This window comes from Solidesulfovibrio aerotolerans (assembly GCF_009856865.1).
Lineage (GTDB): Bacteria > Desulfobacterota > Desulfovibrionia > Desulfovibrionales > Desulfovibrionaceae > Solidesulfovibrio > Solidesulfovibrio aerotolerans.
Genome location: NZ_WVUD01000025.1, coordinates 48114 through 64029, shown reverse-complemented (window position 1 = coordinate 64029; position 15916 = coordinate 48114). Strand labels below are relative to the sequence as shown.

Annotated in this window: 12 protein-coding genes and 1 pseudogene; 5 read left to right on the top strand and 8 right to left on the bottom strand. The window is 65.4% G+C overall.

All coding sequences use genetic code 11. The features are described 5' to 3' along the window. A pseudogene (locus tag GTA51_RS13510) lies at positions 1-625 on the bottom strand (tol-pal system protein YbgF); the annotation flags it as partial. Positions 626-853: 228 nt separating this feature from the next. On the opposite strand from GTA51_RS13510, the gene GTA51_RS13505 reads away from it, so the two are divergent. Together GTA51_RS13505 and GTA51_RS13500 are read left to right on the top strand one after the other, a co-directional pair. Next, positions 854-1816 carry a hypothetical protein gene (locus tag GTA51_RS13505; protein ID WP_160961885.1) on the top strand — a complete coding sequence of 321 codons (963 nt, stop codon included), beginning with the start codon at positions 854-856 and terminating at the stop codon, positions 1814-1816. A gap of 66 nt (positions 1817-1882) precedes the next feature. Continuing rightward, the gene (locus GTA51_RS13500) at positions 1883-3271 is read left to right on the top strand and encodes an esterase-like activity of phytase family protein (protein WP_160961883.1); all 1389 of its coding nucleotides are present in this window, start codon (positions 1883-1885) and stop codon (positions 3269-3271) included. A gap of 269 nt (positions 3272-3540) precedes the next feature. On the opposite strand, the gene GTA51_RS13495 is transcribed toward GTA51_RS13500, so the two are convergent. Then, the gene (locus GTA51_RS13495) at positions 3541-4683 is read right to left on the bottom strand and encodes an HDOD domain-containing protein (RefSeq protein WP_160961881.1); all 1143 of its coding nucleotides are present in this window, start codon (positions 4681-4683) and stop codon (positions 3541-3543) included. Here GTA51_RS13495 and GTA51_RS13490 point away from each other — a divergent pair. Further along, on the top strand, positions 4682-4939 hold the full coding sequence (locus tag GTA51_RS13490) for a hypothetical protein (protein WP_160961880.1): 258 nt from the start codon (positions 4682-4684) through the stop codon (positions 4937-4939). The two genes, GTA51_RS13495 and GTA51_RS13490, sit on opposite strands and share 2 nt — an antisense overlap. A gap of 19 nt (positions 4940-4958) precedes the next feature. Here the strand turns inward: GTA51_RS13490 and GTA51_RS13485 are convergent, their stop codons facing one another. The 3 genes from GTA51_RS13485 to GTA51_RS13475 are packed head-to-tail and all read right to left on the bottom strand — an operon-like array spanning position 4959 to position 9966. Then, the gene (locus GTA51_RS13485; protein WP_160961878.1) at positions 4959-8081 is read right to left on the bottom strand and encodes an efflux RND transporter permease subunit; all 3123 of its coding nucleotides are present in this window, start codon (positions 8079-8081) and stop codon (positions 4959-4961) included. Further along, positions 8078-9289 (bottom strand): efflux RND transporter periplasmic adaptor subunit, encoded by a 1212-nt coding sequence (locus GTA51_RS13480; RefSeq protein ID WP_160961876.1) that lies wholly within the window; start codon positions 9287-9289, stop codon positions 8078-8080. Before GTA51_RS13480 ends, GTA51_RS13485 begins: the two co-directional genes overlap by 4 nt. Beyond that, positions 9286-9966, bottom strand: coding sequence for a CerR family C-terminal domain-containing protein (locus GTA51_RS13475; RefSeq protein ID WP_160961874.1), 681 nt, complete (start codon positions 9964-9966; stop codon positions 9286-9288). Before GTA51_RS13475 ends, GTA51_RS13480 begins: the two co-directional genes overlap by 4 nt. A gap of 180 nt (positions 9967-10146) precedes the next feature. Here GTA51_RS13475 and GTA51_RS13470 point away from each other — a divergent pair, with 180 nt between their 5' ends. Both GTA51_RS13470 and GTA51_RS13465 read left to right on the top strand, forming a co-directional pair. Beyond that, entirely contained in the window at positions 10147-11754 is a 1608-nt protein-coding gene (locus GTA51_RS13470) for an aldehyde dehydrogenase family protein (protein ID WP_160961872.1), read from the top strand. An 81-nt stretch (positions 11755-11835) separates the two neighbouring features. Continuing rightward, positions 11836-12141: a putative quinol monooxygenase gene (locus GTA51_RS13465; protein ID WP_160961870.1), complete on the top strand. Its 306-nt coding sequence runs from the start codon at positions 11836-11838 to the stop codon at positions 12139-12141. Between the two features lie 118 nt (positions 12142-12259). Here the strand turns inward: GTA51_RS13465 and GTA51_RS13460 are convergent, their stop codons facing one another. The 3 genes from GTA51_RS13460 to ilvB all read right to left on the bottom strand — a co-directional run bounded on the left by GTA51_RS13460 (position 12260) and on the right by ilvB (position 15573). Beyond that, complete coding sequence (locus GTA51_RS13460; RefSeq protein ID WP_160961868.1) at positions 12260-13405, bottom strand: ATP-binding protein; 1146 nt, start codon at positions 13403-13405, stop codon at positions 12260-12262. 184 nt (positions 13406-13589) lie between these two features. Then, on the bottom strand, positions 13590-13901 hold the full coding sequence (locus GTA51_RS13455) for an ACT domain-containing protein (RefSeq protein ID WP_160961866.1): 312 nt from the start codon (positions 13899-13901) through the stop codon (positions 13590-13592). After that, positions 13888-15573, bottom strand: a complete 1686-nt coding sequence (ilvB, locus tag GTA51_RS13450) for a biosynthetic-type acetolactate synthase large subunit (protein WP_160961865.1) — start codon at positions 15571-15573, stop codon at positions 13888-13890. Before ilvB ends, GTA51_RS13455 begins: the two co-directional genes overlap by 14 nt. Positions 15574-15916: the final 343 nt, after the last annotated feature.

Here is a 15916-nt window from a genome sequence, read left to right as displayed (position 1 = left end):
CTTCCTTGCGGTCGGCGGCAATGACGGCCTCGGGGGTGGCCGGAACCGGGCTTTCGGCCGGCCCGACCCGGCCCATGGGCTGGCGGGAGCGGGGTTCGGCTGCCGGGGGCTGGGACAGTCTGGCTGCCCCGTGGGGCATGGGGGCCGGCGGCAGGCCGCCCGGCATCCCGGGCGCGGGGCCGGTCACGCGTCCGGTCGGGGCAGCGGCCGGCGGCGTTGGGCCGGCCTCGCGGTTGTCCCCTGGGGAGGGTGCGGCTACGGCTGGTGCGGCCGGTGTGGCGGCTGGTGCCGCCGGGGCGACAGCGGCTTCGGGATTGGCAAAACCCACGCCGAGCGCGCTGCCCTTGGAGGCACCCGCCGGCACTTTGACGCCTTGGGCTTCCAGGGTTGAGACGAGTTCGGCCAGTTTTTTATGCACTTCGACCAGCCGGCCGTCATTTTGCTGTTGGTGGTTGGCCAGGGTTTTGATGTCTTCCTGGACTTTTTGCAGATTGGCTTCCACGGTTTTTAAGCGAAAATCCTCGCTGCCCTTGCCCACGGCAAGCGTATTGCCCGGCCCGCAGGCGGCAAGCAGGCCGGTCAGGCCAAGGGCCAAAGCCCCCAAAGCCAGTTTTGGGCGTGTCATGGCTGTGTCGCTTGTAAGGTTGCCAATCCTTTCACGTTCCACCAGCAATTACGGCACAGGGCCGCTTTTCGCAAGACGATTCTTGCAACACCCGGCCGTGTCCTGCCGGTTCTGTTGCATCCCCTGGCAAATTAGGGCAAAAGCCAACTGCAACGCTGGTTTCGCAGGCAACGGCGTCGTGCCGCGACACCCCTACCGAATCAACTGGCCGAAAGGAGAACGCTCCCCATGCCCGAGGCTGTCCGCGCCGCCGTCTTCTGGACGGCCATGGTTTTATTTGCCGTGCACCTGGGTCTGGCCCTGGCCGGGGCCGGCATCCCCCTGCTCACGTCGCTTTTGGGCTTAAGCAAAGTCAAACGGCTCAAAATCTTTATTGACAAGTTCGGCCAGCAGGCAGCCACCTTTGCCCTGCTTGGCGGTTTGTGGGCGTTTTTGGTCCTGGCGGCGGCACTTGCCGGCCTGGCCTTTTTGGCTCCGGCCAAAGCGCCGTACTATCTGGGCCTGCCGTTGCCTTTGGCCGCTGTGGCCGGGTCGATTCTGGCCGGCGTGGCGGCCTTTTTGACCTATCGCGGCTCGTGGCAGCGCCTGAAAACCCAAAAGTCCCTGCACGGCCTCATCGGCCTTTGCGCCACGCTGCTGCTCTGGCTGGCTTTCGCCATCGGACTGGCGGCGGCCCGGCCGATGGCCCTGGGCCTGCCCCCGGAGGTCGGGCTGGCCTTCCCGCTGCCGCCCGGCAATTCGATCTACTGGCCCATGCTGGTTCTGGGGCTGCTGTTGTCCATCGGTCTGGCCGGGACGTTTACCGGCGCGTGGCTGGTGTGGCGGCGCGACCGGGACGACTTTGGCCGCGACTATTATAATTTCACCATGCGCCTGTCGGCCCGAGTCGGATTTGTGGGCCATGTCCTGTCTTTGCCGGTCCTGGTCTGGCTTGGGCTCGGGCTTATGCCCCTGGCCGGAGAGCTGACTACGATCCTGTCCGTGGCGCTGGGACTCTACGGCTCGGGCCTTTTGCTCACCCTGGCCTGTCTGGGCTTTATCATGCCCCAGGAAAATGCCCTGCGCCATAAGCTGCTGCTGGCGGCGGCCTTTTTCGGTTCGCTCATGGCGCTTACCGGCCTGTGCGCCGCCCTGGCCGGCCTGCTTGCCCCGGGCCTGGGTGCGAGCCTGCTGCCCGTGACGCTTCCGTGACGCCGCCATAACCGGGGCGTCACCCGGCCATGCGAGAAGCCTGCACAAACTGCAAGGAGTAATCGCATGACCAGACGTTTCGCTCCGGCCGCCCTGGCCGTTTTCCTGGCTGCCGCCCCGGCGTCGGCGGCCGAGGCCCCGACGGTCAAAAAGTACGTCATTGAAGCCCCCAAATCCGCCAACATCCCGGCGCCGGCCGCTTTGGCCGCCGCTTTTCCCGACGGCTTTCCTCTGGGACTCGGTTCCGGCGTGGCCTATGCCGGCCGCGACGCCGACGGATCGCTTCTGCTCTACGCCGTGGGCGACCGGGGACCCAACGCCGATGGTCCGGGTTTTCTGCCCGCTCCCGGGGCCAAGGCCGTTGCCGCCAAATTCTTCCCGGCCCCGAACTATGTCCCGTCCCTGGCCAAGCTGCGTTTAAAGGGCGACGTGGTGGAAGTCCTTGCCGTCACCCCCCTGTCCAATACCGACGGCACGCCCGTTTCCGGCCGCCCCCTGCCGGCCGGGGCCGTCGGCTCCACCGGCGAAACCGGTCTGGGGTCTGATCTGGCAGTCCTTCCCACCGATGCAAACGGCCTGGACCCCGAAGGCATTGCCGTGGACCCCACAGACGGCAATCTGTGGCTGTGCGACGAATACGGCCCGTTTTTGGTCAAAGTGGAAGCGGCCACCGGCAAGATCCTCAAAAAATACGCCCCGGGCCAGGGGCTGCCTGACATCCTGGCCAAGCGCCAGCCCAACCGGGGCTTTGAGGGCGTGGCTGTGGCCCCGGACGGCAAGGTCTATGCCGCCATGCAGTCGATCCTGGACGTGGACGGCAAGGTCAAGGCCTCCAAAGCGCCGTTCCTGCGTCTCCTGGAGCTTGATCCGGCCACAGGGGCCACCCGCATGTTCGCCTATCCCCACGATGTGGCAGTTTATAAGAAAAGCGGCGATGCCAAACTCGGCGACCTGACGGCCATTGCCCCGGGCAAGTTCGTCACCGTGGAGCAGGCCAAAGGCGCGGACAAGGTTATGCGCAACGTCGTCTACACCGTGGATCTGACCAAGGCCACGGACCTTTCCGGCAAGACCGCCCCGGACGGCCAGCCCCTGGAAACCCTGGCCGATCTGGCCGCTTTGGAGGCCCTTGGTGTTGTGCCGGCGGCCAAGACCCGGCTGTTTGATCTGCGCGATCTGGGCTGGAAAGCGGAAAAGGCCGAAGGGCTGGCCCTGCTTCCCGATGGCAAGACGCTCGTCGTTGCCTCGGACAACGATTTCGGCCTGGCCGGCACGGTGGTCAACCCGGCCACTGACAAGGACGGCAAGCCGGTGACCGATCCCACCGACTACACCCTGGCCCCGGACGGGCAGGCCGGCTACGACGGCAAGCCTGTCCCGACCACGTTTGCCATCGTCCCTTCGGGTGAAAAGACCGAACTGTGGGTTGTCACCCTGCCGCAAGCCCTCAAGTAGCCTGCCCTGAGTCCCAGTTTTGCCGACACGGCGCGACCGGCTTGGCCGGTCGCGCTTTTTTGCGCCCCGGCGTCGCGGCCGGTGGAGCAACAGTGGTTCCCGTCAAGCGTTGCCCGCCCGACGGAAGAGCATTTTGATCCCACCCACCATCGCAGCCGCGCCGTCCCCCCTTAACCCCTTGCCTTCAAGTGGGATTCCAAAGGGCTCAGCCCTTTGGCCGCCGGAGGCCTCTTCTGCCTTCTGGCTTCTGCCTTCTCTTCACACACGTCCTACCCCCGGGTCGCGGCCAAAAGGGCCATGGTCCGGGACACTTCGCCCAGCAGGGCCGGATCAGCCAGCACCTCGGCCAGGATCGGCTCGTTGACCAGGAACCGGTAGGAATGGCGCAGGGGCAGGATGGTGGCCGGATCGCGGCCGTCCAGGACCTGGGTCAGGGCGTCGGCCAGCCCCACGGCCAGGGCCAGACGGATGCCGGTGGTTTCGGCTTCCAGATCCTCCATCTCGGCAAAGGCCGGGGCATGGTGCAGGCCGACCGCCTGGACCAGATGCGCCGGCAGGGCGAAGCCGGTGCAAACCGCTGCCCCGGCCGTTCCGTGATGGGTGCCGTAGGCGGCTGTTTCGCCGGCCGGATTCCAGACATCGACAGGCGCTTGACCGACCGGCAGGGCGGGCAGGGCCAGCAGGCCAATGTCGTGGAGCAGACCGGCGGTGTAGGCCACCCCGGGGTCCAGGCCGGCAATGGCCGGGGCGATGCGCCGGGCCAGCACCGCTGTCTTGGCCATATGGCCCCACAAGGCCGTGCGGGCCGTTTTGTCCAGGCCGCTCTGGGCGGCGGCGTTTTCCAGCAGTTCGGTGAAAAGCAGGGTGCGCACATTGCCAAGGCCAATGATGCCGATGGCTTGCCCCACGTCGGCGATGGCGGCGCGCAGGCCGAAAAACGGACTGTTGGCGATTTTAAGGACATTGCCGGAGAGCAGCGGATTGGCGGCGATCATCCCGGCCACCACGGTCAGGTTGATCTGGGGATCGCTGAGGCGGGCAATGAGTGTCCCGGCTGTGGCGTCGCCGCCCACGCCCTGGGCGGCCTTGGCCACCTGGGGCGGGAGTGCCGGCCCGTGGGTGGTAAACAGCCGGCCGGTTTCCCCGGCCGCGTCGGGTTCGCTGTAGAGCCGTTCCAGGCCGGCCCCCAGGCGTTCCAGCACGGCTTCGGCCTCGCCGGGCCGGGGGGGTGGCGCTGATGGGGAAACGCTCTGGCTCCCCCGGGATGTCGGGCCGGCCGCCTGGGCCGGCCGGTTCACGCGGTCCGCCGCCGCCATTGCGGCCCGGTTGCGGCGCCGCCGACTGTTTACACCCACCAACCCAAGGGCGGCCGCAACGAGGAGCCCCAGGGCAAGAGCGCTATACAATTCCATGAAAAAGCCGATGCGGGCCAAGCCGCTGGTCGTGCGTCATGCGCCCAAACATCCGCCGCAGGACACCATTGGTGCCATTGGGCGCGTCAGCCGCACCCCATCCCCTTGCAATGGTTGGGAAGATCGATTCCGGCCTCGTCCCGTCGCCATCCAGCCCGCCCGTGTCGCGTTCGGCAATTGCTGTTATGGTTTTTCGGACATTAACACGCTGAATTTATTATGTCTATTCACAAAAAAACATACATGTTTTTTGTGAACGCCACACGAGCGGCCGCTTATGAGGCGGCGTCGACCGGGGTCGCCACCCGACCCTGGGCTTTTTTGCGGCCCAGGCGTCTTTTGAACCACTCCTGCAACGCATCCAGATAGATGTAATAGACGGGCGTGAAATAGAGCGTGAGCAACTGCGAGACAACCAACCCGCCCACCACGCACAGCCCCAGCGGGCGGCGGGCTGCGGCCCCGGCCCCAAAGCCCAGGGCAATGGGCAACGTGCCCATCAGCGCCGCCATGGTGGTCATCATGATGGGGCGAAAGCGCACCAGCGCCCCTTGGTAGATGGCGTCCCGGGCGGCAAGGTTTTGCCCGCGCTGGGCCTCCAGGGCGAAGTCGATCATCATGATGGCGTTTTTCTTGACGATTCCAATGAGCATGATGATGCCGACAAAGCCGTAGATATTGAGGTCCATGCCAAAAAGCATCAGCGTCGCCAAGGCCCCGACGCCGGCCGAAGGCAACCCCGAGAGAATGGTCAACGGATGGATAAAGCTCTCGTAGAGGATGCCAAGGACCAGATAGATGACGAGCACGGCCATGCCGAGCAACACCGACAGGCCGGTGAGCGAACTCTGGAAGGCCTGGGCCTCGCCCTGAAAGCTCGTAAAGATCGAGGCCGGCAGCTCACTGTGGGCCTCTTTTTCGATGGCATCCACCACCGTGCCAAGCGACGCCCCGGGGCGCAGGTTAAACGAGATGGTGACCGAGGGCGACTGGCCGGAATGGTTGATGGACAGCGGCCCGACGGTGACGGCCCGGGTGATCAGCGTATCGAGCGGCACGAGCTGGCCGCCCGACGAGTTCACGTAGAGCATGGACAGGGCTTCGGGGTTGGCCTGATAGTCCGGGGCCAACTCCATGATGACCTGATAGGTGTCATTGGGCGCGTACATGGTCGAGACCTGGCGGTTGCCGTAGGACGTGGCCAGGGCGTTTTCGATCTGATAGGCCGAAACGCCCAGGGCCGAGGCTTTGTCGCGGTCGATGTCGATGCGCAGCTCCGGGTTTTTAAGCTGCAAATCGCTGGTGACATCCTGGATGCCGTCCAGGTGGCGCAGTTTCTCCTCAAAGGCGCTGGCTGCGGCAAAGAGTTCGTCGGTGTTGGTGGCCTGCAAGGTGAACTGATACTGGCCCTTGGAGGACCGGCCGCCGATGCGGATGGGCGGCGGGTTTTGCAGATAGGAACGCAGTCCCGGCACCTGGCCCAGCTCGCCGCGCAGGCGCTGGAGGACTTCGTCGGCGCTGGCCTTGCGCTCGTGCAAGGGCTTGAGCGACAGCATGAGGCGGCCGTTATTGGAGGTGTTGTTGGGACCGCCCGGCCCGACCACGGACATAAACTCGGCCACGTCCGGGTCTTTTTGCAGGATGGCGTTGAGCCGTTGCTGGCGTTCGCTCATGACGGCAAAGGCCACGCCTTCCTCGGCCTCGGTGGTCACCGAGAGCTGGCCGGTGTCTTCGCTGGGCAGAAACCCTTTGGGGATGGCCCCGAAAAGCCACACCGTAACACCCAGCAGCAGCAGCGAAAAGAGCATGGTGGGGGCGTGGTGGCGCAGCACGAAGCGCAGGGTGACGTCGTAGAGGTCGCGCAGGCCGTTAAAGCCCTGCTCGATGGCGTTATACATCCGGCCGTGGCGCTGGCCCGCATGGGAGGTCAGCACCAGATTGCACAGCATGGGGGTGAGCGAAATGGAGACGAAGCCGGAAATGAGAATCGAGACCATGATGGTGACGGCGAATTCGTGGAACAGCCGGCCCACCACGCCGCCCATGAAAAAGACCGGCAAAAAGACGGCGGCCAGGGAAATGGTCATGGAAACGATGGTGAAGCTGATTTCCTTGGAGCCTTCCATGGCGGCGGCCAGGGGCGATTTGCCCATTTCCATGTGGCGCACGATATTTTCGAGCATGACGATGGCGTCGTCAACGACAAACCCCACCGAGAGCGTGAGCGCCATAAGCGAGATGTTGTCCAGGCTGAAACCGATCTGATACATGACGGCAAAGGTGCCGACCACGGACATGGGCAGGGCCAGACTCGGGATGATGGTGGCCGGGATGTTGCGCAAAAAAAGGAAGATGACCAGGACCACCAGACAGACGGTGAGCACCAGGGTGAACTTCACGTCGGCCACGGATTCGCGGATGGAGGTGGAGCGGTCGTAGAGGACTTTGAGCGACACCGAGGCCGGCAGTTGGGCCTGGAAATTGGGCATAAGGCCCTTTATGGCATCCACCACTTCCACGGTGTTGGCCCCGGGCTGGCGCTGCACGGCCAGGACCATGCCCGGGGTGCCGCTAAACCAGTTAAACCGCCGCGTTTCCTCCACCGAGTCGGTGACGGCCGCGATTTCGGCCAGCCGCACCGGGGAGCCGTTTCTCCAGGCCACGATAAGCGGGCGATAGGATTCGGCGTTTAAAAGCTTGCCGCTGGAGCGCACGGTGTATTCCCGGGCCGGGCCGGACACCGTGCCCACGGGCAGGTTGACGTTGCCGCGCTTGACCGCCTCGGCCGCCTCGTCCACGCCAATGCCCTTGGCCGCCATGGCTTCGGGATCGAGCTGGATGCGCACGGCGTATTTTTTCGAGCCGTACACCGACACCTGGGCCACGCCCGGCACCATGGAGATGCGCTGGGCCATCATGTTTTCGGCGTATTCGTTGACGTCGGACAGGCGCATGACATCCGAGGAGATGGCCAGGAAAAGGATGGGCGAATCGGCCGGGTTGACCTTGCGAAACGACGGCGGCGAGGGCAGATCGTCGGGCAGATCCTTGCCGGCCGTGGTCATGGCCGACTGCACGTCCAGGGCGGCGGCGTCGATGTTGCGGTTTAAGTTGAATTGCAGGGTGACGCGGGTGGAACCGATGGTGTTGACCGAGGTCATGGAATCCAGGCCCGCGATGGTGGAGAACTGCTTTTCCAGCGGGTTGGCCACGGCAGCGGCCATGGTTTCGGGGCTGGCCCCGGGCAGGGAGACGCGCACCTCGATGGTGGGGAAATCGACGTTGGGCAGATCGGAAACCGGCAGCCGGGTGTAGGCCATGATGCCGAAAATCAAAATGGCGGACATGACCAGGGTGGTCATGATCGGCCGGCTGATAAAGATGGCGGCCGGATTCACTGCTTGGCCCCTTCGCCAGCAGGCTTGGCTTCGCTCGGTTTGGTGTCAGCGGGTTTGGCTTCGGTCGGCTTGGCTTCGGTTGGCTTGGCCGGAGCTGCGGCCGTGCTCTTGATTTCGGCCGCAACGCCCGGGGCCAGCCGCACCTGCCCGTCGGTGACCACCATTTCGCCAGCAGCCAGCCCTTTTTCCACCACGGTTTCGGCCTCGACGATGGGGCCGGGGGTGATCTTTCGGGCCTCGGCCTTGCCGTCTTTGCCAAGGACATAAACATAGGGACCGGTCACGCCGTCCAGCACCGCCTGGGTGGGGATGGTCACGGCGTTTTCCAGGGTGGCAATGGTCAGCCCGACCCGCACGAACTGGCCGGGCCACAGGCGCGCGTCGGCGTTTTCCGCCAGGGCTTTTAAGCGGATTGTGCCGGTTTTGGCATCCACGGCGTTGTCCACCGAAGCGATCATGGCCTTGACCGGGTCGTCCAGGACATCACCGGGGGCTGCGGCGGTGATGGCCAGCGGGCCTTTTTTCTGGCGGGCCATGACTGCCGGCAGATAGCGTTCGGGAATGGAGAAGGCGATAAAGACCGGGCTTATCTGATTGATGATGCAGGCCGTGGCCTCGTTGGCCTTGACCACGTTGCCGGCGGTCAGGAGCACGGCCCCGACCTGCCCGGCGATGGGGGCGCGCACGTCGGCGTATTCCAGATCGAGCTTGGCCCGGTCGAGGGTGGCCTGATTGAGCTTGATGGTGCCTTCAAGGGTTTTGGCGGCGGCAAAGGTCTGGTCGTACTGTTCCTGGGCCACCACGTCTTTGGCTTTGAGCGTCACGTAGCGTTTGAGGTCTTCTTCGGCCTTGGTCAAAAGCGCTTTGTCCCGTTCGAGTTTGGCCTGGGACTCCCGGATGGCCAGATCAAACGGCCTGGGGTCGATGCGAAAGAGCATCTCGCCCTTGGCCACTTTGGCCCCATCGTGGACGAGCTGGTTGAGGATGGCCCCGCCCACCTGCGGTTTGACGGCGACGGTGGCCATGGGTTCCACATTGCCCACGGCCTTGACCACCACCGGGACGTCGGCTGCTTTGGCCGGCACGGCCACAACCGGCACCGGCCGGGCCTCGCGGCTGGCCTTTTTGGGTTCGCCGTTGCCGCTGCAGGCCGCCAGAAAAAACAAAAGCGCCGTAATGACGGCGCGAAGGGGAAAGCTGCGGTTCAAAAGGAGTCTCCTGCCAGCGGGAGCAAGTTGGGGGGGGTAAAGGGGCAAGCCTCGTACCGGGCCAGGGCGGCCAGGGAAAAACGGGTCACATGGGCCGCCACGGCGTCGATGCCGCCCTGGCCCGGATCGCAGCCGGGATGCAGCCGGGAGAGCACCGGCCGGTCGATGGAAAAATGGCGGCACTGCCCGACCACGCTCTGGGCGCAGCGGGCAACCGTCAGGGCGTCGGCCCCGGGGCCGAGCAGTTCGGCCACGATGCCGCGAAGGATCGCGTTGGCCGGGGCCAGACAGCGCTCGACCACGGCGGCCAGATGGGGCGAGGGTTCGGCCATCTCCCGGGCCATGAGGCGAAAAAGCCAGGCATGGCGGCTCTTGTCGGCCAAACGCAGGAGCAGGGCGCGCACGTAGGCGAAAAGGCGGTCCGCAGCCGGGGCTTCGCCGGTAAGCCCCATGGTCGGGGGAAAGCGGCGCAGGGCTTCCAGGTGGGCGTGTTCAAGGACGGCCTGATAGAGCCTGTCCTTGCTGCCGAAATGGTAATGGATAGCGGCGACGTTGGCCTTGGCGACCTTCGTTATCTCGCGGACGGTGGCGGCGTGAAACCCTTTGCAGGAAAAAATCTCGCCGGCGGCGTCCAGCAGCCGCATTCGGGTCTCGTCCTCACGACCGGTGCTGGTCATCTGGCCGCCTTACGTCAAACATATGAAGAATTGGAAAATACGGTGGAAAGCCGGGCCGGTCAATACTTTCGCGCCAAGACGGGGACGCGTTACAGACTTGACATGCCGGCCGAGTCGTTCACTATGTCAGATAAGACATAATGCGTCCGGCCGCATAACGGGCCGGAGCAGGGAGGTTTCATGTCGCAACTCCTCGTGCCACAGGGCTTTTCCCCGGATGCCGGGGCCGTGCCGCCCGAGTGCACCCTGTCCCCGCTTCGAGAGCGCCGCTATCTGATCGGCGGCGAACTGCTCACCTGGTCCGGTCCCATGCAGACCGTGACCTCCCCCATCTACAGCGGCAACGAGCCGACGGTCCTTGGGGCCTGTCCGGAATTGACCGAGGCCCAGTCCCTGGCCGCCGTGGACGCCGTCAGCGCTGCCTGGGATGACGGTCGGGGCGCTTGGCCCACCATGAGCGTGGCCCGGCGCATCGACCATGTCGAGGCCTTTGTCCGACGCATGGTTGCCGTACGCGACACGGTGGTGCGTCTTATGGCCTGGGAAATCTGCAAACCGCTGCCCGATTGCCGGGCCGAGTTCGACCGCACGGTGGACTATGTGCGGGCGACAGTGGAAGCGCTTAAAGATTTGGACCGGGCTTCCTCGCGGTTTGTCATCGAAGCAGGCATCTACGCCCAGACCCGCCGCGCCCCCCTGGGGCCGGTGCTGTGCATGGGGCCTTACAACTATCCGCTCAACGAGACCTTTACGACGCTCATTCCGGCCCTGATCATGGGCAATCCGGTCATCGTCAAAACGCCGCGTATCGGGAAACTGCTCTACGCCCCGTTGCTCGAAGCGTTTGCCGCCTCGTTTCCGCCGGGTGTGATCAACATCCTTTTCGGCGGCCGGCAAGTGGCCATTCCGGCCCTGGCCTCGGGCAAGATCAGCGTCCTGGCCTTTATCGGATCGAGCCAGGCGGCCGATGCCCTGCGCCGGCAGCATCCCGCCCCCCACCGGCTGCGTTGCGTCCTGGGCCTGGACGCCAAAAACGTGGGTATTGTTTTGCCGTGCGCCGACATGGAACTGACGGCGGCCGAAGCCGTGGCCGGGGCGCTCTCCTTTAACGGGCAGCGGTGCACGGCGCTCAAACTCTTTTACGTCCACGCCACCCGTCTGGAGGAATTTCTCGCCCGGGTCGGCGAAGGCATTGCCGCTCTGCCCATGGGCCTGCCCTGGCTGGAAAACGTCCGCATTACGCCCCTGCCTGTGCCGGGGAAACCGGCCGCCCTGTCGGCCATGGTGGCCGAGGCGACGGGCAGGGGGGCCTGGGTGGCCAATCCACTTGGCGGCACGACCGAACGCACCCTGGTCTACCCGGCCCTGGTTGCCGGGGTGACCCCGGGGATGCGGCTTCATGACGAGGAGCAATTCGGTCCGGTGGTGCCGGTGGCCTCCTTTACGGCGGTGGACACGGCGGCCAAAGCAGTTACGGCCTCGCCATACGGACAGCAGATGAGCATCTTCGGGACCGATCCCGAAGCCGTGGCCGCCCTCATTGACCCCATGGTCAACCAAGTGTGCCGGGTCAACCTCAACAGCCAGTGCCAGCGCGGGCCGGACACCTTTCCATTTACCGGGCGCAAGGATTCGGCCGAAGGCACCTTGTCGGTATCCGACGCCTTACGGGCTTTTTCCATCCGCACTCTGGTCGCGGCCAAAGGCTCGTCCCAAAACAAGGAATTACTGGCGAACATCGTGCAGTTTCGCCGGTCCAATTTCCTGTCCACGGATTTCCTGTTCTAGGCCGCGAGTCGTTGACCCGCCGGCCAAAAGCGCCTAGCCCTGGACAATCATTGGAGCCAATCCACCAAGGAGGATCATCCCATGGCTGAAGGTACCGTGCACGTCGTGGCCAAATTCGTGGCCAAACCCGGCCAGGAGGCGGCGCTTAAAACCGCGGTCACCGCGCTTATCGCCCCCACCCAGAAAGATCCCGGCTACATCGCTTACGACCTCTACGAGTCCACCCAGCGCCCCGGCGAATTTGTCCTGGTCGAGGAATGGGCCACCAAGGAACTGCTGGCCGCCCACCTCGACACGCCGCATTTAAATGGCTTTAAGGCCGCTGCCCCGGATTTGCTGGCCGTGCCGCTGTCTGTGAAACTTTTTGCCGAGATGCCCGGCTTCTAGCGCTGCTTTTTCCGCGCAATGCGACGCATTGCACGCGACACGGCCCGGCCGGACGTGCCCCCACGTCGCGGCCGGGCCGTCCCCGTCTCCATTCCCCAGGCAGCAAGAGCCGCTGGCGTCAGGCCGGCTCCCCGCACGGCAGCAGCACATAAAACGTGGTGCCAGCCGCCTCTTCGGTTGTAAAGCCCACAGTGCCGCCGAGATAGTTTTCGGCAAAAAGCTTGGTGCCGTAGGTGCCAAGCCCCCGGCCCCGGCCCTTGGTGGAAAAAGTGCGGCGAAAAATTTGCGTCCGCGCCTCTTCAGGCACCATGGTGGCGTTGTGGACCCAAAACCGCACCTGGGCACCGTCCTGGTGGCATCCGGTGGTCACGGTGCCGCCGGTCGGGGTGGCTTCCAGGGCGTTTTTCTGCAAGTTGACCAGGATGCGGGTGAGGAGCTTGCGATCCGAGCTGAAAAAGACATCGGCGCTGTCCGGCGCGATGGCCAGCGTCTTGCCCCGGCAGGACGATTCCCGGCGCATGAGCGCCGTAATGTCTGAGAGCAGCGACAGGGTGCCCATCTTGTTGGCGGCCACCTCGTAGTCGCCGCGCTCGGCCAGGGTCAGGTCGCGCTGGGACTGGATGAGATCGGTGACCCGTTCCACGGCAAACAGGAGCAGATCCAGTTCGGCGTTGCGCGTGCCTTCCTCTTCCTCGCGCATCAGTTCGCACACGCCGTGCATGCCGGAGACGAGATTTAAAATGTCGTGGTAGAAAATGCGCTCCATGAGATCCAGGCGCTTTTCCGCCCGGATGTCCGACAGCAAGGCGACATGGAAATTTTCCCCGCCATGGCGCAGCGGCCAGAGCCAGATGCGAAAATCCAGATTCTCCAGGCGCTCGACGCCGTGGCGGCTGATGGAGCATTCGCCAGGGGCAGTATCCTGTCCGAGCAGGGCTGCGGCAATGGACTTGGCCGCGCCGCAGGAACGGCACAGCTCCGTGGTGCCGCAACCGCCGGCCGCCAGCTTGGCTCCCAGGCAGGACAGGGCCTCGCCAAGGCGCAGTCCCACCACGGCGGAAACGCCGTGCCCTGTATTGGCCAAGCGGCAAAACACGTCGTTGGCATAGACGATCTGCCGGGACGCATTGAAAACGGCAACGCCTGTGGGCAACCGGTTGAGGATGCCTACTGCCGGACTTTCAGCGAAGAGCCGTGCCTGACGGTCCACGGCCGGCTGCGACGTCCGCTGCGCCGAAAAAAGGGGTACGAGTTGCGCTTTCACGGTACAACCTCCCAAAGCGAAAGACGCTTGGCAGGCCCATACCCCAGGCGGCAGCACTCGTCCAGAACGGCGTTTCACCCCTATCGCCTCCCGTCGTGGCGGGGGCGCAACGACCAGGGCTTGCGCACCGCGTCAGGCCGCAATGTCCGGTGCTTGCTGCCGCGTCTGGTGCTTGCGCGCCGCGTCAGGCTGCCGCGTCGTTGACCAGACCGGCCTGGGCGGCTTGCTGTCCCCGGCCCAGACGTGCGGCCACAATCTCCGGCAAGGCGCGCAGTTCGGCCAGAAGCCGCTCCAACCGGCCGTCGTCGGCAACAGTCACCACCAGCCGGCCATTCCCGGTCGCGCCGGGGGTGCAGGCCAGCCCCAGCAGCGGATAGGAGCGCCGGGCCAGACAGGCCGCCACATGGCGCAGGGCGGCCAGCGTGTCGCCGGTGGTCAGTTCGAGCACGGCCGAGGCAGCAGCGGTCCAAGCGTGGTCGTTTTTAGGCGTGGGCATGGCGATTCTCCAAAATCATTTCATGGTTGGCGGCACCGGGCGGCACCATGGGATAGACATGGGCATCGGGATCGACAGGCAGGCGCACCAGGGCCGGGCCGGGCGCGGCCAGGGCGGCGGCCAGGGCGGCGCGCCCGTCGCGGCAGGGTTCAAGATCCAGGGCCGCGATGCCAAACGAGGCGGCCAGGGCCGTGAAATTGGGCCGGGCGGTGAAAGTCGAGGCGGTGTAACGGCCGCCGACAAACAGGGCCTGTTGCTGGCGAACCAGCCCCAACACGCCGTTATCCATGAGTAAAATTTTGACCGGCAGGCCCAGTTCCGCCAACGTGGCCAGTTCCTGGACGTTCATCAAAAGGCCGCCGTCGCCGGTAACGCAGGCAACCGGCCGCCCAGGCTCGGCCAACGCCGCGCCAATGGCTGCCGGCAGGCCAAAGCCCATGGTGCCAAGGCCGCCCGAGGTCAGAAACCGCCCCGGCCGATGACACGGCCAGGCCTGGGCGGCGCGCATTTGATTCTGCCCCACATCCGTGGCCACCACCGCATCCGGCCCGAGCATCCCGGCGGCGGCGGCCAGCACACCATAGGGACTTTTCGGATCGTCGATTCCCGGCAGGGCAAAGGGATGCTCCCGGGCAAGGCGCTCGCGGATGGCGGTCCAAGCCGGACGCGACCGGGCCGGAAGCAGCGGCAACAGCGCGGCAAGCACCCGGCCGGCGTCGCCGGCCAGGGCCACATGGGCCTGGCGGTTTTTGTGGTGCTCGGCCGGATCGATGTCGATGTGGACCACGGAGGCCCCGGGGCAAAACCGCTTGGCATCGCCGGTGGCCCGGTCGTCAAAGCGCGCCCCGACCGCCACCAGCATGTCGCAGCGGGCCAGCAGATGATTGGCCGTCGGCGCGCCGTGCATGCCGATCATGCCGGCCAGCCGGGGATGGTTGGGCGGCAAAAGGCCAAGGCCCATCAGCGTGGTCACCACCGGCGCGTCCAGAGTTTCGGCCAGGGCGGCAATCGCCTCCCCGGCCTTGGCCGCACCGCCGCCGCAATAGAGCAGCGGCCGCTCGCATCGGGCCAAAAGTGCTGCGGCAAAGGCCAGATCCCCCGGTTCAGGCAAGCCCGACCCGGCCGGACCCTTTGGCCCGGCGCTCGCCGGCCACGCGCCAAGCTCCACCGCCTCGGTCTGGACATCCCTGGGCACGTCCACCACCACCGGTCCCGGCCGGCCCGACGTCGCCAAAGCAAAGGCCTCGGCCATGACGCGGGGCAGATCGGCCGCCCGGCGCACCAGCACGTTGTGTTTGGCAATGGGAATGGTCAGGCCGTAGACGTCCACTTCCTGAAAGGCGTCGGTGCCCAACAAACTGCGCGGCACCTGCCCGGTGATGCAGACGAGGGGCACGGAATCGGCCTTGGCGTCGGCAATGGCGGTGAGCAGATTCATGACACCCGGCCCGGACGTGGCCAGACAGACCTGCGCCCGGCCCGTCACCCGGGCCATGCCCTGGGCAATAAACCCGGCACCCTGCTCATGGCGGGCCAGGACAATGCGGATGGGGGTTTCGGCCAGGGCGTCAAACAGCGGCAGATTGGCACCGCCGGGAATGCCGGCCACGGTGGTGATGCCGTGGCGGCACAGACTCTGGGCAATGATGCGCGCACCGGTCAAGCGTGTCATGGGCGGCTCCTGCTAAAGCCCCATGGCGCGCGGCGGACAGCCCATAAAAAAGCCCCCACCGGCGCGCCGGCGGGGGCTGGAAGATCACAAAAAAGAAAGCTTCCCCGCTAAGGCGCCGCGATAACGACGCCTACTACGACCACGCACGTCGTCGACAGCGGGCAGGCTAGCAGGACGTGGTTGGCGGTAGACATGGCAGGGCTTCCTTGGTCGGATAAAACGTTGACTGCTCCATAGCGCGGGCCGACGGCGGCCGTCAAGGGGCGCGACAGGTAAAAGAGAATCGGGGCGCTGCCCCGAGCCCCGCCGGGGATGATCCCCCCGGACCCCTGCTTTATGGGGT